26 protein-coding genes are annotated in these 23904 nt (G+C 72.3%); 11 read left to right on the plus strand and 15 right to left on the minus strand.

The features are described from left to right. Positions 1 to 75: 75 nt before the first annotated feature. Together ACFSC0_RS05100 and ACFSC0_RS05105 are read right to left on the minus strand one after the other, a co-directional pair. Entirely contained in the window at positions 76 to 1347 is a 1272-nt protein-coding gene (locus ACFSC0_RS05100) for a hypothetical protein (RefSeq protein WP_377282708.1), read from the minus strand. Between the two features lie 118 nt (positions 1348 to 1465). After that, on the minus strand, positions 1466 to 2479 hold the full coding sequence (locus ACFSC0_RS05105; RefSeq protein ID WP_377282707.1) for a P1 family peptidase: 1014 nt from the start codon (positions 2477 to 2479) through the stop codon (positions 1466 to 1468). An 84-nt stretch (positions 2480 to 2563) separates the two neighbouring features. On the opposite strand from ACFSC0_RS05105, the gene ggt reads away from it, so the two are divergent. Beyond that, on the plus strand, positions 2564 to 4282 hold the full coding sequence (gene ggt / locus ACFSC0_RS05110; RefSeq protein WP_377282706.1) for a gamma-glutamyltransferase: 1719 nt from the start codon (positions 2564 to 2566) through the stop codon (positions 4280 to 4282). Between the two features lie 186 nt (positions 4283 to 4468). On the opposite strand, the gene ACFSC0_RS05115 is transcribed toward ggt, so the two are convergent. The 4 genes from ACFSC0_RS05115 to ACFSC0_RS05130 form a co-directional block, all read right to left on the minus strand. After that, positions 4469 to 5959, minus strand: coding sequence for a sensor histidine kinase (locus tag ACFSC0_RS05115; protein WP_377282705.1), 1491 nt, complete (start codon positions 5957 to 5959; stop codon positions 4469 to 4471). Between the two features lie 74 nt (positions 5960 to 6033). Continuing rightward, the gene (locus ACFSC0_RS05120; protein ID WP_377282704.1) at positions 6034 to 7074 is read right to left on the minus strand and encodes a quinone-dependent dihydroorotate dehydrogenase; all 1041 of its coding nucleotides are present in this window, start codon (positions 7072 to 7074) and stop codon (positions 6034 to 6036) included. Further along, a complete protein-coding gene (locus tag ACFSC0_RS05125) occupies positions 7071 to 7412 on the minus strand; it encodes a DUF952 domain-containing protein (RefSeq protein WP_377282721.1) in 342 nt (113 codons plus the stop codon). Before ACFSC0_RS05125 ends, ACFSC0_RS05120 begins: the two co-directional genes overlap by 4 nt. After that, positions 7409 to 7909: a SixA phosphatase family protein gene (locus tag ACFSC0_RS05130; RefSeq protein ID WP_377282703.1), complete on the minus strand. Its 501-nt coding sequence runs from the start codon at positions 7907 to 7909 to the stop codon at positions 7409 to 7411. Before ACFSC0_RS05130 ends, ACFSC0_RS05125 begins: the two co-directional genes overlap by 4 nt. A gap of 86 nt (positions 7910 to 7995) precedes the next feature. Here ACFSC0_RS05130 and metX point away from each other — a divergent pair, with 86 nt between their 5' ends. Both metX and metW read left to right on the plus strand, forming a co-directional pair. Continuing rightward, positions 7996 to 9153: a homoserine O-acetyltransferase MetX gene (gene metX / locus ACFSC0_RS05135; protein ID WP_377282702.1), complete on the plus strand. Its 1158-nt coding sequence runs from the start codon at positions 7996 to 7998 to the stop codon at positions 9151 to 9153. Next, a complete protein-coding gene (gene metW / locus ACFSC0_RS05140) occupies positions 9150 to 9806 on the plus strand; it encodes a methionine biosynthesis protein MetW (protein ID WP_377282701.1) in 657 nt (218 codons plus the stop codon). The genes metX and metW overlap by 4 nt, the downstream gene beginning before the upstream one ends. A gap of 234 nt (positions 9807 to 10040) precedes the next feature. Here the strand turns inward: metW and ACFSC0_RS05145 are convergent, their stop codons facing one another. Further along, positions 10041 to 10385: a P-II family nitrogen regulator gene (locus ACFSC0_RS05145; protein ID WP_377282700.1), complete on the minus strand. Its 345-nt coding sequence runs from the start codon at positions 10383 to 10385 to the stop codon at positions 10041 to 10043. Positions 10386 to 10446: 61 nt separating this feature from the next. Next, the gene (locus ACFSC0_RS05150) at positions 10447 to 11226 is read right to left on the minus strand and encodes a class I SAM-dependent methyltransferase (protein ID WP_377282699.1); all 780 of its coding nucleotides are present in this window, start codon (positions 11224 to 11226) and stop codon (positions 10447 to 10449) included. Positions 11227 to 11311: 85 nt separating this feature from the next. Between ACFSC0_RS05150 and gloB the strand changes: the two genes are divergently transcribed. Further along, positions 11312 to 12070, plus strand: a complete 759-nt coding sequence (gene gloB, locus ACFSC0_RS05155) for a hydroxyacylglutathione hydrolase (RefSeq protein ID WP_377282698.1) — start codon at positions 11312 to 11314, stop codon at positions 12068 to 12070. A gap of 33 nt (positions 12071 to 12103) precedes the next feature. On the opposite strand, the gene ACFSC0_RS05160 is transcribed toward gloB, so the two are convergent. The 3 genes from ACFSC0_RS05160 to ACFSC0_RS05170 are packed head-to-tail and all read right to left on the minus strand — an operon-like array spanning position 12104 to position 14871. After that, a complete protein-coding gene (locus ACFSC0_RS05160; protein ID WP_377282697.1) occupies positions 12104 to 12871 on the minus strand; it encodes a DUF4908 domain-containing protein in 768 nt (255 codons plus the stop codon). Between the two features lie 53 nt (positions 12872 to 12924). Continuing rightward, entirely contained in the window at positions 12925 to 13650 is a 726-nt protein-coding gene (gene phbB / locus ACFSC0_RS05165; RefSeq protein WP_377282696.1) for a beta-ketoacyl-ACP reductase, read from the minus strand. 45 nt (positions 13651 to 13695) lie between these two features. After that, positions 13696 to 14871: an acetyl-CoA C-acetyltransferase gene (locus ACFSC0_RS05170; RefSeq protein WP_377282695.1), complete on the minus strand. Its 1176-nt coding sequence runs from the start codon at positions 14869 to 14871 to the stop codon at positions 13696 to 13698. 170 nt (positions 14872 to 15041) lie between these two features. Between ACFSC0_RS05170 and phaR the strand changes: the two genes are divergently transcribed. Together phaR and ACFSC0_RS05180 are read left to right on the plus strand one after the other, a co-directional pair. Further along, positions 15042 to 15671 carry a polyhydroxyalkanoate synthesis repressor PhaR gene (gene phaR, locus ACFSC0_RS05175; RefSeq protein ID WP_377282694.1) on the plus strand — a complete coding sequence of 210 codons (630 nt, stop codon included), beginning with the start codon at positions 15042 to 15044 and terminating at the stop codon, positions 15669 to 15671. A 110-nt stretch (positions 15672 to 15781) separates the two neighbouring features. Beyond that, positions 15782 to 16090, plus strand: coding sequence for a hypothetical protein (locus ACFSC0_RS05180; protein WP_377282693.1), 309 nt, complete (start codon positions 15782 to 15784; stop codon positions 16088 to 16090). Positions 16091 to 16164: 74 nt separating this feature from the next. Here ACFSC0_RS05180 and ACFSC0_RS05185 read toward each other — a convergent pair whose 3' ends face one another. The 3 genes from ACFSC0_RS05185 to ACFSC0_RS05195 all read right to left on the minus strand — a co-directional run bounded on the left by ACFSC0_RS05185 (position 16165) and on the right by ACFSC0_RS05195 (position 17765). Continuing rightward, positions 16165 to 16473 carry a DNA-binding protein gene (locus ACFSC0_RS05185; RefSeq protein WP_377282692.1) on the minus strand — a complete coding sequence of 103 codons (309 nt, stop codon included), beginning with the start codon at positions 16471 to 16473 and terminating at the stop codon, positions 16165 to 16167. 120 nt (positions 16474 to 16593) lie between these two features. Next, positions 16594 to 17001, minus strand: coding sequence for a hypothetical protein (locus tag ACFSC0_RS05190; protein WP_377282691.1), 408 nt, complete (start codon positions 16999 to 17001; stop codon positions 16594 to 16596). A gap of 38 nt (positions 17002 to 17039) precedes the next feature. After that, the gene (locus ACFSC0_RS05195) at positions 17040 to 17765 is read right to left on the minus strand and encodes a glycosyltransferase family 2 protein (RefSeq protein WP_377282690.1); all 726 of its coding nucleotides are present in this window, start codon (positions 17763 to 17765) and stop codon (positions 17040 to 17042) included. 56 nt (positions 17766 to 17821) lie between these two features. On the opposite strand from ACFSC0_RS05195, the gene ACFSC0_RS05200 reads away from it, so the two are divergent. The 5 genes from ACFSC0_RS05200 (at position 17822) to ACFSC0_RS05220 (ending at position 22918) form a co-directional block, all read left to right on the plus strand. Next, complete coding sequence (locus ACFSC0_RS05200) at positions 17822 to 19495, plus strand: ArnT family glycosyltransferase (protein WP_377282689.1); 1674 nt, start codon at positions 17822 to 17824, stop codon at positions 19493 to 19495. Next, positions 19492 to 20394 carry a hydroxymethylglutaryl-CoA lyase gene (locus tag ACFSC0_RS05205; protein ID WP_377282688.1) on the plus strand — a complete coding sequence of 301 codons (903 nt, stop codon included), beginning with the start codon at positions 19492 to 19494 and terminating at the stop codon, positions 20392 to 20394. Before ACFSC0_RS05200 ends, ACFSC0_RS05205 begins: the two co-directional genes overlap by 4 nt. Positions 20395 to 20456: 62 nt before the next feature. Beyond that, positions 20457 to 21440 carry an NADP-dependent oxidoreductase gene (locus tag ACFSC0_RS05210; protein ID WP_377282687.1) on the plus strand — a complete coding sequence of 328 codons (984 nt, stop codon included), beginning with the start codon at positions 20457 to 20459 and terminating at the stop codon, positions 21438 to 21440. A gap of 49 nt (positions 21441 to 21489) precedes the next feature. Beyond that, on the plus strand, positions 21490 to 22428 hold the full coding sequence (locus tag ACFSC0_RS05215; protein ID WP_377282686.1) for an aspartyl protease family protein: 939 nt from the start codon (positions 21490 to 21492) through the stop codon (positions 22426 to 22428). A 76-nt stretch (positions 22429 to 22504) separates the two neighbouring features. Next, positions 22505 to 22918, plus strand: coding sequence for a GFA family protein (locus tag ACFSC0_RS05220; RefSeq protein WP_377282685.1), 414 nt, complete (start codon positions 22505 to 22507; stop codon positions 22916 to 22918). 142 nt (positions 22919 to 23060) lie between these two features. On the opposite strand, the gene ACFSC0_RS05225 is transcribed toward ACFSC0_RS05220, so the two are convergent. Beyond that, the gene (locus ACFSC0_RS05225) at positions 23061 to 23831 is read right to left on the minus strand and encodes an exodeoxyribonuclease III (RefSeq protein WP_377282684.1); all 771 of its coding nucleotides are present in this window, start codon (positions 23829 to 23831) and stop codon (positions 23061 to 23063) included. Positions 23832 to 23904: the final 73 nt, after the last annotated feature.

Genomic DNA, 23904 nt, shown 5'->3' on the forward strand with positions numbered 1-23904 from the left:
ACCTAGTGGCGGTCCGCGCGAAGATCAAGCGGGGCGTCGGCGGGAAATGTCGCGCCGACGCCCCGTCGGTCTTTCCTAGAGGCCGGGCAGGCCGAGGCCGCCGCGGATCACGTCGCCGAGGCCGGGCCGGCGCGGGGCCGGTTGCGGCCGCTCGCCCTGGGAGGGCTGGCCGGGGCGCGGGCGGGCGCCGGGACGGGGACGGGCGTCATCGTCGCCGCCGCCCATGTCGGCCATGTCCATGCCGAAGATCCCCCCGGTGGTGGACTTGTAGCGCACCTTGGCGACCCACTCCGGCGCCCAGCCGGGGGGCGGCTTGGCCGGCCGCGGCGGGTAGGAGAAGTTGGCCTCGCCGCCGTAGGCCGCCATCTGCACCACCCCGCTGGGGCTGGCGTCGATGGCCTCCTTGGGGATGGCGCAGCTGGTCGTCGTCGGGGCCATCAGCGCCTTCTGGGCGACCAGCCTGCTGATCTCGCCGTCGGACAGGTAGTCCGGCATCATCGCCATGGCCTGGACCTCGCTGGAGCTCCACATCACCACGGTGTCGTTCTCGCCGCCGCCCATCATGATGGCGTGGTAGGCCTTGGCCCCCTGCACCGGCTGCCAGCCGAGCTGGCCCGAGCCCGACGGGTTCTTGCGGTTGGTGGTCAGGTTGAAGGGGCCCATGAAGTCCTGGTTCTGGGCCAGGGCGAACTTGATCTCCGGGCTGTAGTTGCCGCGCACCACATGCTCGCCGACCAGCGAGCCGTTGGCCGGCACGTTGATCCGCGTGCGCTCGTTGGGCCACTCGCCGTAGGTGGTGTTCCGGTCCAGGGACGGCGGGTTCTGGCTCGAGGCGAAGACCTGCGACAGGTTCTGCATGCCGGGCGGCAGCTTGCCCTCGGCCATCTGCGCGAAGTCGAGCACCAGCGGCTGGCCGGGCCGGGCGCGCTCGCCGCAGCCCCAGAAGATCAGCATCCGGCCCTTGGGCTTCTGGTACTCGTGCGGAATGTAGGGGGTCTCGGGCCCCGGCGGCGTCCTGCGCGGCGTCACCAGCGGCAGCATCTGGCCCGCGCCGAGGCTGGACGGGGGCAGGTGGTCGGCCTGCGGCTCGCCGGTCGGGCGGCGCGAGGAGCCAAGCTGCAGGGTCAGGGTCTTGGCGACATTGCCGCCGCCGCCGTTCATCATCCCCATGATCTGGCCCATCGAGGGCCGCGCGCCGGGCTGCATGCCGGCGCCGAAGCCGGTCGCGGTCGCCGCGCTCATCCAATAGGTCGCCACCGGGCCGCCCCGGTTCGCCGGCTGGGCCGTCGCCGTGCCCGCCAATGCCGCCGCCGCCGTCACCAGCAGCGCCTTACGCCCCCAAGCCATAGAACAGGTTCTCCAAATCAGCTTGCCGGGGAACCTAGCAGGGGTGGCCGAACGCCGCTAGGCGGCGAGGAAGTTACTGTTTTGTCATAGTTTCCGGAAGGGAACCGTCGCCCTCGCGTCAGGCCGGCAGATCGCGCCACGCCGCCGCCCCCGGCCAGGCGGCGGCCTCGTAGACGCCCCGCGCCACGGCCCGCGCCAGGCAGTCGGCGGCGATCGAACCGATGCGGGCGAGCTGGGCCTCCCCGCCGGTCAGCGGCCGACCGCCGGTCGAGAGGGCGAAGACCACGTCCCCGTCGAACGGCGCGAAGGCCGGGCGGATGGCGCGGGCGAGCCCGGCCTGGGCCATCATCGCCATCCTCTTGGCCTGCGCGGGCGTCAGCGACGCGTCGGTGGCCACGCAGGCGATGGTGGTGTTCTGGCGCGGGACGGCCGAACCCTTGGACGGGCCCCAGTCCCCCGGCGCGGCCGACAGCCCCGCCGGTCCCAGGCCGCCGAACTCGGCGCCTACCTCGAACGGCGCGGCCCAGAAGGTCCGCCCGCCCGGCGCCAGCACCGAGCCGTGGCTGTTGACGCAGGCCAGCGCGCCCACCGCCACGCCGTCGTCCAGGATCCAGGACGCCGAGCCCGTGCCGCCCTTGAGCGCCCCGGCCATTGCGCCGGCCCCGGCCCCGGCGGTCCCCAGGGCGAACGCCTCGCCGGCCCCTGCGGCGGCCTCGCGGCCGAGCCGGCGATAGGGCGGTTCCTCGCCCCAGGCTTTGTCGCCGCCGTTGGCCAGGTCGTAGAGGATGGCGGCCGGCACGACCGGCGACAGCGGCACGCCGTCCCGACGCACGAGGCCGAAGCCGCGGCCCTGCGCGCCCAGCCAGGCGACCACCCCGTCGGCGGCGGCCAGGCCGTAGACCGAGCCGCCGGCCAGGACGATGGCGTCCACCGCCTCCACCAGGTTCTCCGGCGCCAGGGCGTCGGTCTCGCGGGTGCCGGGCCCGCCGCCGCGCACGTCGCAGCCGGCCACCGCCCGATCGCCGGGCAGGATGACGGTGACGCCGGTGCGCGCGGCGGCGTCCTCGGCCTGGCCCACCGCCAAACCGGGCACATCGGTGATCAGGTTGCGTCGTCCAGGGGCGCCGGTCATGGATGGCCTGCCTCGCACGGGGCGGCGATTGTTGTCCACGCCTGCACAGCTATTGTCGCCCCGTCCCCACTCCGGAGTTCGTCCTTGATCCGCTTGCCCCGCCTGCTCGCCGCCGCCCTGGCCCTGACGCTCGCCGCCTGCGCCGGCGCGCCCAAGCCGGCGGGCGCGCCGACCGAGGCCGCCGCCCCGGGCCCGCGGGCCATGGTCGCCGCCGCCAACCCGATGGCGGTGGAGGCGGGGCTGAAGGTTCTGCAAGCCGGCGGCTCGGCGGTGGACGCGGCCATCGCCGTGCAGGCGGTGCTGGGGCTGGTCGAGCCGCAGAGCTCGGGCCTCGGCGGCGGCGCCTTCATGACCTACTACGACGCCCGCACCCGGCAGGTGACCGCCTTCGACGGACGCGAGGTCGCCCCGGCCGGCGCCAGCCCCGACATGTTCCTCGACGAGGCCGGCAAGCCGCTGAACTTCCGGGACGCGGTCCTCTCCGGCCGCTCCACCGGCGTGCCCGGCGCGGTCGCCATGCTGGCGATGGCCCACGACCGTCACGGCAAGCTGCCGTGGAAGGATCTGTTCGGCGAAGCCGAGCGGCTGGCCGACCAGGGCTTCCCCGTTCCCCGCCGCATGGCTGCGGCGGCCGCCTCGCCCGCGCCGCAGGCCGGCACGCCCGACGCCCGGACCTATTTCACCAAGCCCGACGGAACCAAGGTCCAGGCCGGCGAGACCTGGCGCAACCCGGCCTACGCCGAGACCGTCCGCAAGATCGCCGCCGAGGGGCCGAAGGCGCTGCTTGAGGGCGCCATCGCCGAGGCGATCGTGGCCAAGGTCGCCGAGGGCCCGCGCCCCGGGACCATGACCCTGGCGGACCTCAAGGCCTACCGGCCCAAGGCCGGGCCGGCGCTCTGCCGCCCCTACCGCGTCTTCATCGTCTGCACGCCGGACGCCCCGTCCGGCGGACCGGCGGTGCTGGAGGGCCTGGGCATCCTCGAGCGGACGAAGATCGCCGACTTCGGCCCGGCCGACGCCGAGGCCTGGTACCTGCTGAGCCAGGCCAGCCGGCTGATGTACGCCGACCGCGACCGCTACATCGGCGATCCGGCCTTCGTGCAGGTGCCGGTCGAGGGGCTGCTGGCCAAGGACTATCTGGCCGAGCGCGCGGCGCTGATCGGGGAGCGGGCCGGCCCGGCGCCCGCGCCCGGACAGCCCAAGGGAGCGCCGGCCCTCGCCGCCGACGCCACGCTGGAGCCGGCCGGCACCTCGCACTTCGTCGTCGTCGACGCCGCCGGCAACGCGGTCTCCATGACCACGACGGTGGAGAGCGTGTTCGGCTCCGGGCGGATGGTCGGCGGCTTCTTCCTGAATAACCAGCTGACCGACTTCTCGTTCTCGCCGCGCACGCGCGACGGCGCCCCGGCGGCGAATTCGGTGGCCCCCGGCAAGCGGCCCCGCTCGTCGATGGCCCCGGCCATCGTGCTGGACAAGGACCGGCGCTTCGTGCTGGCCGCCGGCTCGCCGGGCGGGCCGGCCATCCTGGCCTACAACCTCAAGACCCTGGTCGGCGTGCTCGACTGGGAGCTGCCGGTGCAGCAGGCGATCGACCTTCCGAACCTGATCGCCCGGGGCGAGACCTACGGCGCAGAGGTCGACAAGTTTTCGCCCGAGGTCGTCGAGGGCCTCGCCGCCAAGGGCGTCACCCTGCGCGGCGGCGGCGCGGCCGAGGGCTCGGGCCTGCACGGCGTCCAGGCGACCCCGGCCGGCCTGATCGGCGGCGCCGATCCCCGCCGCGAGGGCGTGGCGAAGGGGTTCTAGAGCCCTTCCTTTCCCATTCATGGGAAAGGGGGACCGCCCGCCGAGCGCCAGCGAAGAGCGGGTGGTGGAAAGGGCAAGCCACAGGCGCGGCGCTGGCCGCCGCTCCAATCCGCACTCTCCCCAACCTCCGCGCCGGCGGCTCGCCCCCTCCCCCGCTTCGCAGGGGAGGAAAGGGCCGCCGCGCCGTTACTCTCCCTTGGCCTTGGCCGGCGCGCGGCGGCGGGGGCGCAGGCGGCCGGGCGCGCCGGGGAGCTGGAGTTCGAAGGTCGTGCCGGCGGGGCCGGTCTCGGCCAGGGTGAGGGCGCCGCCGTGCTTCTCGGCGAGCTCGCGGGCGATGGCCAGGCCCAGGCCCGCGCCGCCCGGGCGAGAGGAGCCGGCGAACGGCTCGAACAGTCGCGTCCGGGCCCGCTCCGACAGCCCCGGGCCGTTGTCGGCCAGGCGGACGCGGCTGATCCCCTCGGCCTCGGCGAGCGAGACGCGGACATGGCCGGGGCCCTTGCGGCCCTCCTGGGCCTCGATCGCCTCGCGGGCGTTGCGCATCAGGTTGACGAGGATCCGGTGCAGCTGGTCCGGGTCGGCGCGGACCTGGTCGGCCGGGTCGACTTCGGCGACCAGCCGAACCCCCTGATCCGACAGCCGCGCGTCCTCGGCCGCCGTCTCCAGCGCCGGCAGCAGCGCCAGCGGCCGGGCGTCCGGCGCCGGCTCCTCGGTCTTCCCGTAGGTCAGCACGTCCGAGGCGAGCTTCACGGCCCGGTCGAGGGCCCGCTCGAGCCTGGGGAGCGCCTGGCTGACCTTGGGGTCGTCCAGCGCCGCCAGCCGCTCGGAGGCGATCTGAGCGCTGGTCAGCATGTTGCGCAGGTCGTGGTTGATCTTGGCCACCGCCTCGCCGAGGGCGGCCAGCCGGGCGCGCGAGTTCAGCGCCGCGCGCAGGTCGGCCTGCATGCGATCGAGCTCGGCTTCGGCCCGGCCGATCTCGTCCCGCCGCCCGGACAGCTCCACGTGGGCGGCCGGATCCTCCGGATCGGCCCGGAACCGCTCCATGGCCCGGGTGATCCGCTGCATGGGGCGGACGAGGAAGAAGTTCAGCGTGAAGTAGACGAAGACGCCGGCCGTGCCCGACACGAACAGCACGATCAACAGCAGGCGGCCGAGGTAGTTCTGCAGCTCGGCCTTCAGGGCCGCGTGCGGCGCCACCACCTCGATGAAATCCACCTGCATCTGCCGCGGCTCGGCCAGCACGCGCACGCTGGCGTCCTGCGGGGCGGTCAGGGTCTGGAAGGGCGCGGCCAGCCACGAGCCGACCGCTTGCTCGCGCAGGTCCACGAGGTAGGGGTTCTCCAGCGCCCGCCCGCCGCCCAGCACCAGCCGGCGCACCCCGTCCGGGTCCTGGGTCGCCACCCGCTCGATGCCGGCGGCGCGCAACAGCTGGGTGCGGTGCTGCACCGTCACCTGTCCGCGCGCCACGTCGGCGGCGAGCGCCGCCATTTCGGCGGCCCGGACGCGCTCCAGCAGCCACTGCTCCTCGAAGGCGGCCAGCGCCGGCGGCACGACCAGCAGGCCGCCGAACGCCACGAACAGCGCGGTGAGGATCAGCAGGCGCGCGGACAGGCCGCCTGGCCAATAGAAGCGGCGCCGGTGCGGCCTGGTCGGCTCCTTCGGCGAGGGGGCGTCCGCCATGACGAACCCGTTACTGCACTAACGCTTTGGCGGCAACGCGGCGCAGCCTTGGCGCGAGCCGCCATCGGCGACGGCTATCCCGACGCTACAGCCTCGGCCACGGAAAGGAAGCCGTCCGCCTTCAGGCGGGCCGCCAGATCCCTGGCGATCCGCCCGACCAGGCCCGGGCCCTGGTAGACGAGGGCGGAGTAGAGCTGCACGGCCGAGGCGCCGGCCCGGATCTTGGCGTAGGCGGCCTCGCCCGATCCGACGCCCCCGGCCCCGATGAGGGCGATCCGTCCCTCCGCCGCGGCGTGGAACTGGCGCAGCACCTGGGTGGAGAGCTCGAACAGCGGCGCGCCGGACAGGCCGCCGGCCTCGCCCGCGTGCGCCGAGCGCAGGGCCGGCCGCGAGAGGGTGGTGTTGGAGACGATGATGGCCGCAAGCTCCTCGGCCACCGCGGTCTCGACGATCGCCTCGATTTCGGCGTCGTCGAGGTCCGGCGCGACCTTGAGGAACACCGGGACCCGGCCGCGCGCCGGCAGCTGGGCCCTGGCCTCCGAGATCCGCCCCAGCAGCTCCTCGAGGGCGTCCTTGGTCTGCAGCGCCCGAAGCCCGGGGGTGTTGGGCGAGGAGATGTTGATGGTGAAGTAGTCGCACAGGCCCCACAGGCGGGTGAGGCCCGCCACATAGTCGGCGATGCGGTCCTCGGAGTCCTTGTTGGCCCCGATGTTGGCCCCCACGACGCCGCGTCCGCGCCGGGCCAGCCGCTCGGCGAACGGCTCCAGTCCCTCGTTGTTGAAGCCCATGCGGTTGATCACCGCCCGGTCTTCGGCGAGCCGGAACAGGCGAGGCCTGGGGTTCCCCTCCTGGGCCTTCGGAGTCACCGTCCCGGCCTCCACGAAGCCGAAGCCGGCCCGCAGCATGGGTCCGAACACCTCGGCGTTCTTGTCGAACCCGGGGGCCAGGCCGATGGGGTTGGGCAGGCGGATGCCGGCCAGCGTCGTCTCCAGCACCGGATCGAATCTCGGCCCCGCCTTCGGCCCCAGCCCCGCCTTCAGCGCCTTGATGGTCATCTCGTGCGCCCGCTCCGGCTCGTAGCGGTGCAGCACGCGGGTCGCCAGGTCGTGGATCATGTCAGCGGCCCCAGATTCGGGACGCCGTCCTCGCCCAGCGCGGCGTCGCGGACCGAGAGCGCCTTGGCCGGGTCCAGCGGACCGTAGATGTGGGGGAAAAGGTCGCCGCCGCGGGAGGGCTCCCATTTCAGGGCGGGGCCGAGGTCGTCGGTCTCCAGTTCCACGACGACCAGCCCCGCCTGCCCCGCGAAGTGGCGGCGGGCGGTCTCGGGCGCCTGGGCGGCGGTGGAGAGATGGATGAAGCCGTCCTTCAGGTCGACGGCCGAGCCCTCATAGCGGCCGGCCGCGCAGGCGGCCTCCCATTCGGCGCGGGCGAGAATCTTGTAGACCCGCATCAGCGGCTCCGGCCGCTCGGCAGCAGGAGGCCGTCGAAGGCCGGGCGGCCGTTGGCGTCGATCAGGAAGACGGCCGCCGCGCCGGTCGGGAAGCCGGCCTTCGCCCGGGCGATCAGCTGGGGCGCCGAAGCCCCCTCGATCAGCAGGCCGACGATCAGTTCCTGGAGCCCGGGATTGTGCCCGACCACCATCACCGTGCGGGCCGCCTCCCCAGCGGTCTCGGCCGCCTCGCGGATCACCGGGGCCTCGGCCAGGTAGAGCCGGTCGTCGAAGCGCACCTCGCGGCACGGCAGGGCCGGCTGGGCCGACGCCCAGGTCTCGCGGGCGCGCGCGGCGCCGGAGACCAGCGTCACGTCCGGCGCAAAGCCCAGGTGGGCCAGGTTCTCGCCAGTCTCCAGGGACTCGCGCCGTCCCGTCGACGTCAGCCGCCGGTCGAAGTCCTCGCCGCTGGCCGATTGCCGCTCGGCGTCCCCGTGGCGAAAGAGAATCAGGCGGTCCATCGCATCCTCATGGGCGAGGTCTTAGCTAAAGCTCGCGCCCGCGCGAAGCGGTTGACTGCGCATACGATCGAGGCTCCAACGCGGCCATGGACGATACCGGCTCGGTCAACGGCGGCTTGCTGACCGGCGGAGGCGTGATGCGCTTTCCCGCCGACAAGCCGTTGCGCCTGGACGGCGGCGGCGTGCTGGCCTCGCTGGAGATCGCCTACAAGACCTATGGGGCGCTGAACGCCGACAAGTCCAACGCCGTTCTGGTCTGCCATGCGCTGACCGGCGACCAGCACGCCGCCTCGGTGCACCCGGTGACCGGCAAGCCCGGCTGGTGGGACCGGGTGATCGGGCCCGGCCTGCCGCTCGACCCGGCCCGCTACTTCATCATCTGCACCAACGTCATCGGCGGCTGCATGGGCTCGACCGGTCCCTCCTCGATCGACGCGGCGACGGGCAAGCCCTACGGGCTGACCTTCCCGATGATCACCATCGCCGACATGGTCCGCGCCCAGGCGATGCTGATCGAGGCGCTGGGCATCGAGACCCTGTTCGCGGCGGTGGGCGGCTCCATGGGCGGCATGCAGGTGCTGCGCTGGGCCTCGGACTATCCGGAGAAGCTGTTCTCGGCGGTGTGCATCGCCGCGGCGGCGCGCCACTCGGCCCAGAACATCGCCTTCCACGAGGTCGGCCGGCAGGCGATCATGGCCGACCCCGACTGGCGGGGCGGCGACTACCTCTCTCACGGCGTGCGGCCGGAGAAGGGGCTGGCGGTCGCGCGCATGGCCGCGCACATCACCTACCTCTCCGAGGCGGCGCTGCAGCGCAAGTTCGGCCGCGAGCTGCAGCGGGACGGGCTGTCCTGGGGCTTCGACGCCGACTTCCAGGTGGAGAGCTACCTGCGCCACCAGGGGGCCGCGTTCGTGGACCGGTTCGACGCCAACTCCTACCTCTACATCACCCGCGCCTTGGACTATTTCGACCTGGCCGCCAGCTTCGACGGCCAGCTCGCGCGGGCCTTCGAGCGGGCCCGGCACGTGAAGTTCTGCGTGCTCTCCTTCTCCTCCGACTGGCTCTACCCGACGGCCGAGAGCCGCGACGTCGTGCGCGCGCTGAACGCCGCCGGCTGCCGGGCCAGCTTCGTGGAGATCGAGACCGACAAGGGCCACGACGCCTTCTTCCTCGACGAGCCGCAGTTGGACGCCACTCTGCGCGGCTTCCTCAACGCCCAGGCCGAGGCGCGGGGCCTTTCGTGAACGGCCTGCGCGAGGATTTCCGCGAGATCCTGCGGCTGGTGCGGCCCGGCTCGCGCGTGCTCGACGTGGGCTGCGGCGAGGGCGAGCTGCTGGAGCTCCTGGCCCGCGAGAAGGGGGTCGACGGCCAGGGGCTGGAGATCAGCCAGGAGGGCGTCGCCGCCTGCCTGAAGAAGGGCCTGGCCGTCGTGCAGGGCGATGGCGACCGCGACCTCGACCACTTCCCCACCAGGGCCTTCGACTACGCGATCCTGTCGAAGACCCTGCAGCAGATGCGCGAACCCAAGCACGTGCTGGCCGAACTGCTGCGCATCGCCGAGCGGGCCGTCGTCTCGGTGCCGAACTTCGGCCACTGGCGGGTGCGCTGGGCGCTGATGACCACCGGCCGGATGCCGGAGACCGGCGCCCTGCCCGAGCCCTGGTACTCCACCCCCAACATCCACCTGTGCACCCTGCGCGACTTCACCGACCTTTGCGAGGACCTCGACCTGCGCGTCGACGCCTGCTCGGCCTTCGCGCAAGGGCGCCCCGCCCGGCCGATCGATCCCTGGAAGCCGGTGGAGAACTGGCGGTCCGAACAGGCGCTGTTCCTGCTCAGCCGCCGGCGGGCGGACGCGCCGGCGCCTAAGGCCGACAAGGCGGATCTGTTCGGGTGATCTCCTTCCCTCCCCTTCAGGGGAGGGCCGACGATGCGAGGCATCGCGGGGTGGGGGAGTGTCGAACTGCGAAGCCCTGGCCGGGACTCCCCCCCTTCCCGTCGCTGAGCTCCGGGCCACCCTCCCCTGAAGGGGAGGAAAGGCGCCCGGCCCTACGCTTGCGCTCCGGGCGTTCGTCGCTGCGATCGATCCCCCGGATCGATCGCCGCCTTGCCTAGCGCAAGGCGCCGCTCCTCACCCAGCGATGGCGGCCGCGTCCCTGTCGCCGGTGCGGATGCGCATGGCCTGCTCCAGGTCCAGAACGAACACCTTGCCATCGCCGATCTTGCCGGTGTTGGCGGTCTTGGCGACCGCCTCGACCACCCGGTCGGCGATATCGGAGGGCACGGCGATCTCCAGCTTCACCTTCGGCAGCAGCTTCACCTCGTACTCGGCGCCCCGGTAGACCTCGGTCTTGCCCCGCTGCCGGCCGTAGCCGCGGACCTCGGTGACGGTGAGGCCCGAGGCGCCGGCCTCGGTGACGGCCTCGAGCACGGCGTCGAGGCGGCTGGGCTTGATGACCGCGACGATCATCTTCATGCGGGAGGTCTCCGATACGTCCGTCTCGCCCGCATCGCGCGGGCACACATCAATCTGCAAGCTAGGGCGAAGTTTCACCCGCTCCAAGGGGGGCGCCGGCGCGGGGCTCCACCAGCACCCGCGGACCGGCCGGCGCCGGCGTCAGGACCGGCGGGGCGATGCGCACCCGGGCGCGGGCGCCCTTGGGCTTGACCGCGAAGGTCTGCTTGACGGCCTCGGTGAGGACGACGCCGGCGAACTTGGGCCAGACGCGCGAGCCGGCCTGCTCGAACCCCTCCGCCCAGCGGCTCATCCAGGAGACCGGCGGGACGTAGAGCGCCCGGGTCCAGCCGGACGGCTCCAGCTCGGCCTCGCGCAGCAGCTCGGCCAGCTGGCTGCGGCTGTAGGGGCGGCCGTGTCCGAACGGGGTGGCCTCGGAGTTTGCCCACAGGCCGTTGCGCGCCGCGACGGCCACGATCACCCGGCCGGAGGGCGCCAGCACCCGCCAGACCTCGCGCAGCAGGGCCAGCGGATCGGGGCTCTCCTCCAGGGCGTGCACCGCCAGGATCCGGTCGAACAGGGCGTTGGCGAAGGGTAGGCTGTCCTCGCCGGCCAGGCAGGTGAGGTTCTTCTCGCCCGCGGGCCAGACCTCGACCCCCTGCTGGGCGGGCATGGCGGCCACCACCCGCCGGGCCACCGGCCGGAAGAAGCCGACGAAGGGCGTGGCGTAGCCCAGGCCCAGGATGTCGAGGCCGGTCGTCTCGCCCCAGGCTTCGGACACCTTTCGCCCGACCATCTGGCGCGCCGCCTCGCCCAGGGGGCTGGCGTAGAACTCGCGGAGCTCCAGGACGTCGCGGCGCATTCGACAGGCTGTTCTCGACTCGGCTCGGGGGCCCAACCTAAAACGTCGGGCGTCAACTTGTCCTCAGATGGGCGGAGCGAGCGCAATGGCCATAGACGTCCACCAGTTCCCATGCCTTTCGGACAACTACGGCTTCCTGGTCCGCGACCGGGAGAGCGGCCTGGCCGCCTGCGTCGACACACCCGACGCCAAGGCGATCCTCGCCGAGCTGGAGAAGACCGGCTGGAAGCTGGCCCTGATCCTCAACACCCACTGGCACCCCGACCACGCCGGCGGCAACGCCGAGATCCAGGCCGCCACCGGCTGTCAGATCGTGGGCCCGAAGGAGGTGACGCGGATCGCTCCCCTCGACCGCGAGGTCAATGACGGCGACGTCGTCGAGCTCGGGGCCACGCGTTTCCGAGTGATCGATTCCGGCGGCCATACGCTCGGCCACATCGCCTACTTCGACGAGGCCGACAAAGTCGCCTTCGTCGGCGACACCCTGTTCGCCCTGGGCTGCGGGCGGCTGTTCGAAGGCACCGCCGAGCAGATGTGGACCAGCCTGCAGCGGCTGGCCGCCCTGCCCGACGAGACGGTCGTCTACTGCGCCCACGAGTACACCGCCTCCAACGCCCGCTTCGCGCTCTCCGTCGACCAGGCGCCGGCGCTGAAGGCCCGCGCCGACGAGATCTTCGCCGCCCGCGAGCGCGGGGAGCCGACCGTGCCCACCACCATCGGCCTGGAGAAGGCCACCAACCCGTTCCTCCGCGCGCCCCTGCTGGCGCCGGCGCTGGGCGTCCAGGGGCCGGATCACGAGGCGTTCGCGGCGGTGCGCGCGGCGAAGGATGGTTTCAAAGGCTAGCCTCTTGCCTCCCCATGAAGGGGAGGCAAGGACTCACCGCACCCCCACCGCATAGGCGATGCGGTCGGACGACGGCCGGCCGGCGAGGCCCTGGCCGGGAGCGACGGTGATGCGCATGACGTCGCTGTTGAGCGTCGCGGCGGCGCGGTTTCCCTGCACCAGCTGCACCTTCTTGACCTGCGCCAGGCGCGCGCGGCCGTCGGGGCGGCGCGAGATGCGGACCACCGCCTCGGCGGTGATCATCGCCGCGTCGGCCACCAGCGCGGCGGAGGACGGATCGGCGTCGGCGTCGAAGGGGATCAACCGGCGGGCGGCGCGGCTCGCGCGGGCGCTGGCCTGGGCCAGCTTCTCGAGGAGAGCCTGCGGGCCGAGCGTCGGCAGGCGCAGGGGATCCCCATTGCCGGACAGGGCCGCGGCGCTGCCGCCCGGTTGGGTGGCGCTGAACAGGGTCAGGCCGCCCAGGCGCGTCGCCCGCAGCACCGGCTGGCCCAGGTCGTTCTTGTAGATGATGTCGCCGCGCGGCGCGGCCTGGGGCTGCAGCGCCCAGACCTCGTAGCTGTTCTCGAACTTCAGCAGCGGACGCGAGGTGCTCCGATCAAAGACGAACGCGCGTCCGTCCTCGGTCACATACCGACCGATGGGCGGGGTGACGTCCCGGCGGAAGGCGGGCCCGCGTGGCTGCAGCCTTTCGCGCAGCGAGCTCGGTTGCGCACTCGCCTCCCAGGCGAATCCGCTGAGGGCCGTCAGGAACGCCAACCCTATGACGCCCCGTCTCAGGACCCTAGTCTCTCCGCTCGCCATGGCGTTCTACCCATTGCCGAGCGACTAGGGCGCTTTTTGGACACCCTAAGTCGTCACCCGACCATGTACTGACCGCCGTTAAGGGAGAGTGTCGCGCCGGTCACATACCCGGCGTGCTCCCCGGCGAGGAAGGCCACCATGTCGGCGATTTCCTCGCCCTTGCCAAGCCGGCCGACGGGAATCTGGCTGATGATGGACTGCAGCACGTTCTCCGGAACGGCCTGCACCATCTCAGTGTCGATGTAGCCGGGGGCGATGCAGTTCACCGTCACCCCCTTGCGGGCGTTCTCCAGGGCCAGCGCCTTGGTGAAGCCGATCATCCCGGCCTTGGCGGCGGAATAGTTGGTCTGGCCGATCTGGCCCTTCTGGCCGTTGATCGAGGAGATGTTGATGATCCGGCCCCAGCCTCGGTCGCGCATGCCCTCGATCACCTGGCGGGTCATGTTGAACACGCTGTCCATGTTCACGCGGATGACGTCGCTCCACTGCTCGGGGGTCATCTTGTGGAACACCCCGTCGCGGGTGATGCCGGCGTTGTTGACCAGGATGTCGACGGGCCCGAGCTCCTGCTCGACCAACTCGACGGCCCGCTTGCAGTCCTCGAAGTTGCCGACGTTGCCCTTGACGACCATGCACTTGAGGTCCCGGGCGCAGGCCTGGGCGGCTTCGTCGTTGCCCGAGTAGCCGGCCGCCACCCGGATCCCCTCGTTCTGCAGCCGCTGGCAGATCGCATACCCGATGCCACGGGTCCCGCCCGTGACAAACGCCACCCTCGCCATGGTCACCTCTTCCCTAACTGGAGCGCGCCGGTTGAGCCCGGCGCGTCACACCGCTTCGACGCACATCGCCACGCCCATGCCTCCGCCGACGCAGAGGGTGGCCAGTCCCTTCTGAACGCTCGAGCGACGCATCTCGTACAGCAGCGTCGTGAGGATCCGCGCGCCCGAGGCGCCGATAGGGTGGCCGATGGCGATGGCGCCGCCGTTGACGTTGACCTTGTCCGGGTCCAGGCCCAGGTCGCGCACCACGCACAGCGACTGGGCGGCGAAGGCTTCGTTGGACTCGATCCGGTCGACGTCGGCGATGTTCCAGCCGGCCTTCTCCAGCGCCTTGCGGCTGGCCGGGATGGGGCCGGTGCCCATGATCTCCGGCTCCACGCCGGCGTGAGCCCAGGACGCGATGCGGGCGAGCGGCTTCAGCCCGCGGCGCTGGGCCTCGGCCGCGCTCATCAGCACCAGCGCCGCGGCGCCGTCGTTGATGCCCGAGGCGTTGGCGGCGGTCACCGTGCCGTCCTTGGTGAAGGCCGGACGCAGGCCCGCCACGCTCTCCAGCGTCGCGCCGTGGCGGATGTATTCGTCGTTCTCGACGGTCGTGTCGCCCTTGCGGCCCTTGATGGTGACGGGCGCGATCTCGTCCTTGAACCGGCCCTCCTTCTGGGCCGCCTCGGCGCGGTTCTGCGAGGCGACGGCGAAGCGGTCCTGGTCTTCGCGGGTGATCTGCCAGCGGGCGGCGATGTTCTCCGCCGTCTGGCCCATGTGGTAGCCGTGGAAGGCGTCCCACAGGCCGTCCTTGATCATGGTGTCGACGAACGACAGGTCGCCCATCTTCTGGCCCGAGCGCAGGTGGGCCGCGTGCGGCGACTGGCTCATGCTCTCCTGGCCGCCCGCGACGACGATCCCGGCCGAGCCGTCGGCGATCTGCTGGGCGGCGAGGGCGACCGCCCGCAGGCCCGAACCACAGAGCTGGTTGAGGCTCCAGGCGGGCGCCTCCACCGGGATGCCGGCGTTGACCGCCGCCTGGCGGGCCGGGCCCTGGCCGGCGCCGGCCTGCAGGACCTGGCCCAGCACCACCTCGTTCACCTCGGCCGCCTCGATCCCAGCCCGTTCGACCGCGGCCTTGATGGCGATCTTCCCGAGCTCGTGGGCCGGCAGCGAGGCGAGCGCGCCGTTGAACGAGCCGACCGGGGTGCGGGCGGCGGAAACGATGACGACGTCGGTCATGGGAACTGTCCTTGGGAGAGGAAGGTCGAGAGCCATCTAGGGGCCTGGAAGCGCCGAGGGCAAGGCCGCGGGCTTACACCTTGAAGAGAATTGCCATTCTGCTCGCAACAGCGATACTGCGTTGCAAGAAGGCGGAGCCGCGCCCGCGGCGCCCGCGAAAAGGGGGCCAAATGCCCGACACCAGCGGAAACAAACCCCAGGGCGACGAACGGGTCGTCATCAAGAAGTACGCGAACCGCCGGCTCTACAACACGGCCTCGAGTTCGTACGTCACCCTCGACCACCTCTCCGACATGGTGAAGCGGGGCGTGGACTTCGTCGTCTACGACGCCAAGACCAACGAGGACATCACCCGCACGGTCCTGACCCAAATCATCTTCGAGGAGGAGAGCCGCGGCGAGAACCTGCTGCCGATCCAGTTCCTCAGGCAGCTGATCGGCTTCTACGGCAACTCGATGCAGGCCTTCCTCCCCTCGTATCTGGAGATGAGCCTGGCCAGTTTCGCCCAGCAGCAGGAGGCGATGCGCGCCCAGTTCGCCAAGCTGGGCCAGGGCGGCGGGCCGTTCGACGAGCAGATCCGCCAGAACATGCAGATGTTCGACCGGGCGATGAAGATGTTCACCCCCTTCGCCTATCCGGCCCGGCCCGAAGACGCCCCGTCCGCCGCCAAGGCGCCCGAGGCGGCGCCGACGGCTCCGCCGGCGGCGGCGGCCCCGCCTGCGCAGGAGGACGCCGTCGCCGAGCTGCGCAAGCGGCTCGAGGAGATGCAGGCCCAGATCGAGAAGCTGGCCAAGCGCTAGCCCAGGCTGGGCCGCCCGCCTCTTGAGCCGCCGCATGGACCTGCGGCCAAGATGCGGCGGCGGGCGCGGTCGAGCGTTTCTTAACGCGCCCGGGTGAGGATGAGGCCGCCATGACCACGCCGATCGACCCGATCCGCAGAGCCGAACGAATCCGCCGGGCCAAGCGCGCCCTGGTGGCGCGCGGCCAGGCGGCCGAGCCGGCCCAGACCCTGCCGGTCCCGATCGCCAAGGCCCCGGCGCCGGCCCCCAAGCCCGAGATCGCGGTCGCCGTCCAGTTGATGGGCGAAGGCGAACGCCGCGGCCTGCGCGGCGGCGAGCCCGTGCTCAAGGCGGCCAAGACTGCCTATGTGCGCACCAAATGGTCCGGTTCTGCCGACCGCCGCACGCCCAAGGGCGCGCTGACCAAGAAAGAGATCTGAGCAGAGGGTGACAGGTAGGCCTTCGGCCAACCAGTCACCGGCGGCCATCGGTGACTGGTTGGGCCGGCATGGCCCTACCTGTCACCCCGCTTCAGCCGCGCCACCTCGGCCTCCAGCGCCGCCACGCGCCGCTCCAACTCGGAGATCCGGTCGCCGCCCGGGACGGGGGTGGAGACGCCCGCGCGGTTCGCCACCTCGGCGGCGGGAACGCCCAACACGTCGGCGAAGGCCTGCACCTCGGCCGCGGAGAGCTCGCGCTGGTCCTTGAATGCCAAGATCAGGTCCGCCTCGGCCATGCCGGCGGCGGCGGCCAGCACGGTGCGGGAGATCCCCCGCTCGGCCAGGCGCGCATCGAACCATTCGGCGTCGAAGAAGAGGGCCATCAGGCTTGGCGCCGGTCTTGCTTAACCGCGGGTGAATCCAACGCCGGGGCTCCCGATGACCGCGCTCGCCACCCGCCTGATCGACGTCTTCATCGTCGCCCTGATCTTCACCGCCTTCACCTAGAGCCCGACGCCGGCGCCGAAGTCGACGTCGCGGCGCGCCGCCAGGATGGTGACGATGAAACCGGCCAGGACGTCGAGCAGCACCATCAGGGTGATCAGGAAGAAGGTCGAGGTGGCGAAGGCCGGCGCCAGCAGCAGCTCCACCAGGCAGACCACGAACAGCAGCATGGACAGGCCGTGGTTCACGATGGCCGCCCGCCGGCTGTTGGTGGACTTCAGGAGCTCGACGAACAGCACCACCAGGCTCGCCGCCAGCAGCAGGTCGCCCGTCGTGACCGGCCAGTCGGCGCCGGACGCCATGCGGACCGAGAACAGGGTGAGGGTCAGGCCCGCGGCCCCGCCCGTCAGCGCGATCAGGTTGTAGACCAGCACCGGCAGGGCCAGCAGCGGCAGCGCAGCGATCATCGAACCCCTCCCCTCGCCCGGCGAGGATGCCGCGAAACCTAGAGCTCGTCGATTGCGCCCGGCAGCCGCGCCCGCGAGCGCAGCCACACGACGCCCAGCAGGTCCGACAGCGAGGCGACCAGGCGCCCGAGGTTGGTGTATTTCGACCGGCCGGTCTCGCGGTGACGGTGGTGCACCGGCTGGAAGGCCACCTCGTAGCCCTCGCGCAGCATCAGCGCCGGCAGGTAGCGGTGGATGTGGTCGAAGTAGGGAAGCCTCAGGAACACCTCCCGCCGGAAGGCCTTCAGGCCGCAGCCGGTGTCGTTCGCCTGGTCCTTCAGGAGCGCCTTGCGCACGCCGTTGCCGACCTTGGAGGCGACCTTCTTGGCCTGGCTGTCCTGGCGCTTGACCCGCTCGCCGCCGACCATCGCCAGGCTCGGCGGGCCGGCCTTCAGCGCCGCCACCAGCCGCGGCGCGTCGGCCGGGTCGTTCTGGCCGTCGCCGTCCAGGGTGACGACGATGTCGCCCCGGGCGCCCAGCACGCCGGTGCGGATCGCCCGGCTCTGGCCGGAGTTGGCCCGGTGGGCCAGCACGCGCAGCTGCGGGATCTCGGACTTCAGCTTGCTGAGCACCTTGCGGGTGGCGTCGCGGCTGGCGTCGTCGACGAAGATCATCTCATAGTCGGCGCCCGCAAAGGCGGCCGCGATCTCGCGCGCCAGCGCGGCGGCGGCGCCCTCCTCGTCGAAGACGGGGACCACGACGGAGATTTCGGGGGCGTTCGCCATCGTCCCTCCATAGCGGAAAAGTCGGCCCGCGGAAGGATCGTGCTATCAAGCCGCACATGAGTCTGGAGGGACACCTGGAGCGGCTGAGCCGCGGATGGCGCGGCATGGCCGTGGCGGCGCTGGTCGCCTTCCTGGCCGGCCTCCCGGGCGTCTTCACCGTCCCGCCCCTGGATCGCGACGAATCGCGCTTCGCCCAGGCCACCGCCCAGATGCTGGAGACCGACGATTACGTCGTGATCCGCTTCCAGGACGAGCCCAGGTTCAAGAAGCCGGTGGGCATCCACTGGATGCAGGCGGCCAGCGTCTCCCTGCTCTCCGACGAGGCGGCGCGGGAGATCTGGGCCTACCGCATCCCCTCGCTGCTGGGGGCGATGCTGGCGGCGGCGGCCTGCGCCTGGGGCGCGGCGGCCTTCTTCGGTCGGCCCGGCGGGATGATCGCCGGCTCGATCCTGGGCGCCTCCATCCTGCTCTCGACGGAAGCCTTCATCGCCAAGACGGACGCGGCGCTGTGCGGCTTCACCACCCTGGCGATGGCCGCGCTGGCGCGGGTCTACGGGGCGGCCAACGGGGGAGCACCGGTCGGCTGGCCCACCAAGCTGATGTTCTGGATCGGCGTCTCGATGGCGGCGCTGATCAAGGGACCGGTGGGGCTGATGGTCGTCGGCCTGGCGATGCTGGCCCTGTGGATCATGGACCGCAAGGCGCCCTGGTTCCGCAACCTCGCCTGGGACTGGGGCGTCATCCTGTTCGCGGCCGTGGTCGGGCCCTGGTCGGCGGCGGTGACGGTGGCCACCGACGGCGGCTTCTGGCTGACCGCGATCGGCGGCGACCTGGCCCCTAAGCTGGTCGGCGGCCACGAGCGCCACTGGGGCCCGCCCGGCTACCACGCCCTGCTGACGCCCTTCCTGTTCTTCCCCGGCTCGCTGCTCCTGCCGGCGGCGCTGATCGCGGGGTGGAAGTACCGCGACGAGCCGGGGGTGCGCTTCGCCCTGGCCTGGGTGATCCCCACCTGGCTGGCCTTCGAGATCGCCCCGACCAAGCTGGTCCACTACACCCTGCCCGGCTTCGGGGGCCTGGCGTGGCTGGCGACGGCGGCCCTGCTGGCGCCGATGGGCAAGGTCGGGCGCTGGGGCGGGGTGGTGGTCAGCCTGCTGGCCGGCGCGCTGTTCGCAGGACTGATCTTCTACCTGGCCAGCGAGTACGGCGACCCGTCCGACGTCGGCGCCGCGGCGCTGGCCGCCGGGCTGTTCGTCGCCGCCGGCGGCGCGGGGGCCTACATGCTGGCCCGCAAGGCCGTACGCGGGGCGCTGCTCACCGCCGGGGCGCTGGCGATCCTGGCGCACGGGGCCCTGGCCGCCGCCTTCCTGCCCCGGCTCGAGCCGCTGTGGCTGTCGCGAGAGGTCGAGGAAGCGCTCGCCGCGCGCCGGCTGCTGCCGCGCCAGGGCATCGCCCCGGCCCCCGTCGCCGTGGCCGGCTACGCCGAGCCCAGCCTGGTGTTCGCCCTGGGCACGCCCACCGACCTCGGCGATGCGGGCGACGCCGCCGCGGCGATCGCCGCCGGCCGCCCGGCGGTGGTCGAGGGACGCGAGGAGGCCGCCTTCCAGGCCGGTCTCGAGATCCTGCGCGCCCGCGCCGCGCTGGTCGGCCGCGTCCAGGGCCTCGACTATTCCAACGGCGACGAGATGGACCTGCGCATCTACGCCCCGCGCTCGCCGGTTAGAGCCCCATGAGCCGGCGCATCGAGATCGTCGAGGTCGGGCCCAGGGACGGGCTGCAGAACGAGTCCGCCGTCCTGGAGACGCCCCAGAAGCTGGAGTTCATCCGCAGGCTCGAGGCCGCGGGCGCGCGGCGGATCGAGACGGTCTCTTTCGTCAATCCGCGCCGGGTGCCGCAGATGGCCGGCGCCGAGGAGATCATGGCCGAGCTGGCCCCCAGCAATGCGGTCTCGCGCATCGGCCTGGTGCTCAACATGCGCGGCTGGGACCGGTGCGTGGCGGCCGGCTGCGACGAAGCCAATGTGGTGGTCTGCGCCACCGACGGCTTCGGCATCCGCAACCAAGGCGCCTCCACGGCCGAGCAGATGCAGGCGCTCGCGGACATCGTGGCGCGGCGGAAGACCGAGGGCGGCCCGCCGATCACCATGACCCTCTCCGTCGCCTTCGGCTGCCCGTTCGACGGCGAGGTGCCGGAGGACCAGGTCATAGCCCTGGTGCGCGAGGCGGGCGCCCTGGGCGTGCCGGAGATCGCGCTGGCCGACACCATCGGGGTCGCCGATCCCTGGATGGTCCGCCGCCGGGTCGAGGCGGCGCGCAGGGCGGCGCCGGACGCGCGCCTGCGCATGCACTTCCACGACACCCGCAACACGGGCCTGGCCAACGCCTACGCCAGCGTCGAGGCCGGCGTCGACGTGCTGGACGCCAGCTGCGGCGGGCTCGGCGGCTGCCCGTTTGCGCCGAACGCCACCGGCAACATCGGCACCGAGGACCTGGTCTACATGCTGGAGCGGGCCGGCTTCGAAACCGGCTACGACCTTGCGGCCCTCATCGAGACCGCCCAATGGATGGCCGGCGTGCTGGGCAAGCCGCCCACCGCCAGCGTCAGCCGCGCCGGCGGCTTTCCCGCCAGCTAGGACCAGAGCCGGCCGCCTGAGTCGCGCCTGGGCGGAACGACACAGTGAGTGAGGGACCGACCATGACCGCCACCCGCCAGATCCACCTCGTGCGCCGCCCCAAGGGCATGCCGGTGCTGGAAGACTTCGCGCTGGTGGAGGCCGACGTGGCCGAGCCCAGCGAGGGCGAGATCGAGGTCGCGGCCCTGATCATGTCCGTGGACCCCTACATGCGCCCGCGGCTGGACGCCGACCAGCCGCTGGACCAGCCCCTGCTGGGCGGCGGCATCGGCCGGGTGGTCCGCTCCCGCAATCCGAAGTTCCAGGAGGGCGACATCGTCCGCCACGGCGCGGGATTCCGCGAGCGGTTCGTCTCCGACGGCCGCGGCGTCTCGGTGCTGAAGCGCGATCCGGACCTGCCGCTCACCGTCTACATGCACGCCCTCGGCGGTACGGGCCTGACGGCCTATGGCGGCCTCCTGGAGATCGGCGCGCTGAAGGACGGCGAGCAGGTGTTCATCTCCACCGCGGCCGGCGCGGTGGGCTCGGTCGCCGCCCAGATCGCCAAGATCAAGGGCTGCTATGTGGTCGGATCCACCGGCTCGGACGACAAGGTCCGCTGGCTGAAGGACGAGGTCGGGCTGGATGCGGTGATCAACTACAAGGCCGAGCCCATCGCCGAGGCGCTGAAGGCGGCCACCCCCAACGGCATCGACGTCTACTTCGAGAACGTCGGCGGCGCGCATCTGGACGCGGCCCTGCCGCGGATGAACGTGCGTGGCCGGATCCCGGTCTGCGGGATGATCTCCACCTACAACGGCGGCGGCGAGGGCGTGCGGAACCTGTTCAGCATGATCTACGGCCGGCTGCGGATGGAGGGCTTCGTGGCCTCCGACTTCCCGCACCTGAACGCCGCCTTCCAGGCCGACATGACCGAGTGGCTGAAGAGCGGCCGCATCAAGTACCAGGAGACGGTGCTGGAGGGCTTCGAGCGTGCGCCCGAGGGGCTGATCGGCCTCTTCGAGGGGCGGAACATCGGCAAGATGCTGATCCACATCGCCGACTGACGGCCCCCTCCCCTGGCGCCCGGCGGCCGCAAGGTCCAAGTCTAGAGGCTTGAGAACCCGGCGCTCCATCCTAGGCCAGCTCGGCTCCCTCGCCCTCGTGGGCGGGGCGGCCTTCCTGCTGCGCGACCAGATCCTCTGGCGCCGGCCCGAGCCGCAGTTCGCCCGCGGGGAAGGCTCCAGCGGCTGGCTCGACTTCGCCGGCCGGCGGGGCCCCGCGGTGACGGTGGACGCCACGGTCAACGGCCGGCCGGTCCGGGCCCTGGTGGACAGCGGGGCGCAGTACTCGGTGATCGACGCCGCCTTCGCCGCCCAGCTCGGCCTGCCCGGCGCCTTCGCCGCCCCGATGATCGCCTACGGGGTGGGCGGCAAGCCGCAGCTCGGGCGCGGCGTCAGCCTGGACGTGGCCGTCGGCGGGCTGGCCGTGCCGGCGCTGCGGGCGGCGGTGCTGGACCTGGGGCCGATCTCCGGCGGGCTAGGCCTGTCGGTCCCGTTCGTGCTCGGCCAGGACCTGCTGAGCGAGGTGGTGGCCGACATCGACTTCCCGGGCCGGCGCGTGCGCTTCGTGCAGCCGGAGGCGTACGAGGCGCCGGCCGGCGCCTTCGCCGTCCCCGCCCGCCGCAAGGGCCGGGCCCTGCTCGCCCAGGTCCGCGTCGAGGGCGCGCCGCTCGAGCCGGTGCTCGACACCGGCGCCTCCTCGGCCCTGGTGCTGGCTCACGACGTGGCCGAAGAGGCGGGCCTGCTCTCCGGGCGGGAAGTCCGTCCGGCCCGCAGCATGGTGCTCGGCGGCGTCGCCTCCGGCCGGATGGTGACGGTCAGCACCCTGGCGTTCGGCGGCGAGGTCCTGCGCGACGTGCCGGTCCACATCTACCAGCGCCAGCCGATGCCCGGCTTCCCCAGCGGCCTCCTGGGCGTCGGCGCCCTGCGCCGCTTCCGCGCCGTCCTCGACCACGGCCGCGGCCAGCTGCAGCTGGTGCGCAACAGCGCCTGAGCGTGCGCCGCTGCTGACACAACGCCGTCAGCAGCCCCTCGCCAGACTCCCCGCCCCACGAGGACGGAGAGACCAGATGATCCGCGGAAGCTGCTGCTGCGGCGGGGTGAGGTTCGAGCTCGCCGCCCCGCCGACCATGATGGGAACCTGCCACTGCTCGCGCTGCCGCAAGGCCGGGGCCAGCAACCTGGTGTTCGTCAAGCGCGAGACCTTCCGCTGGGTGGCCGGGCGCGAACTGGTGGAGACCTTCTATCCCGACCCGCCCTTCACCCTAGCGCGACAGTTCTGCCGCCGCTGCGGCACCGCGCTGGGCGAGCCGTTCGCGACCGAGGGCGCGGGCTTTCCGCTCAACGCCCACTGCCTCGACGACGACCCGATCGTGCGCAACCGCTTCCACGAGTGGGTCAGCGCCAAGCCGGCCTGGTACGAGATCTGCGACGGCGCCCGCCAGTTCGCCGAGGACCCGGTCAAGGCGCCGGCGACCGCTTGAGGCCTGCGCCCCCTCCACCGCCTTCGGCGGTCCCCCTCCCCCGCAGTCTGCGCTGCGGGGGAGGATCTGACCCAAGCTCCTCCCCCGTCCCGCAGAGGACGGGGGAGGTGGCTCGGCGCGGAGCGACGAGACGGAGGGGGCGTTACTCAAGCTCGATCCAGGCCGGGGCGTGGTCGCTGGCGTTGTCGCGGCCGCGGACGCCCCGGTCGACGCCGGCGGCGGCCAGGCGCGGGGCGAGGCTGGGGCTGACCAGCAGGTGGTCGAGGCGCAGGCCCGCGTCGCGCGGCCAGCGGTTCCGCTTGTAGTCCCAGAAGGTGAACATCGGCTCGCCCGGGTGCAGCGCCCGCAGGGCGTCGGTCCAGCCCTGGTCCAACAGCCGCCGGTAGGCCGCGCGGGGCTCCGGCTGCAGCAGGGCGTTATCCTTCCAGTTCTTGGTCGGATAGATGTCGAAGTCGGTCGGCACGACGTTGTAGTCGCCGGCCAGCACCACCGGGTGGCCGCTCTCCAGCAGCCCCTGGGCGTGGGCGATCAGCCGCTCGAACCAGGCCAGCTTATAGGCGAACTTCGGCCCGGGCTGCGGATTGCCGTTGGGCAGGTAGATGGAGGCGACCAGCACCCCCTTCACCGCCGCCTCGATGTAGCGGGCCTGGCGGTCGTCGGGATCGCCGGGCAGCGCATTGCGCGTCATCACCGGCTCGGCGCCGCGCGCCAGGATGGCGACGCCGTTCCAGCTGCGCTCGCCCCGCCAGACCGCGCCGTAGCCGGCCGCCTCCAGCGCCGCAGCCGGGAAGGCCGTGTCCGTCGCCTTCAGCTCCTGCAGGCAGGCGACGTCCGGCTGCGCCTCCGCCAGCCACTCGAGCAGGTTGGGCAGCCGCTTGACGACGTTGTTGATGTTGAAGGTGGCGATCTTCACTTCCAGCTCCGCTCATCCCGGCGGAGGCCGGGACCCAGATGGAAAGCGAAGAGGCGGGCCGTGGATGCTCAGC

It is taken from the genome of Phenylobacterium terrae (assembly GCF_042681205.1).
Taxonomy (GTDB): domain Bacteria; phylum Pseudomonadota; class Alphaproteobacteria; order Caulobacterales; family Caulobacteraceae; genus Phenylobacterium; species Phenylobacterium terrae.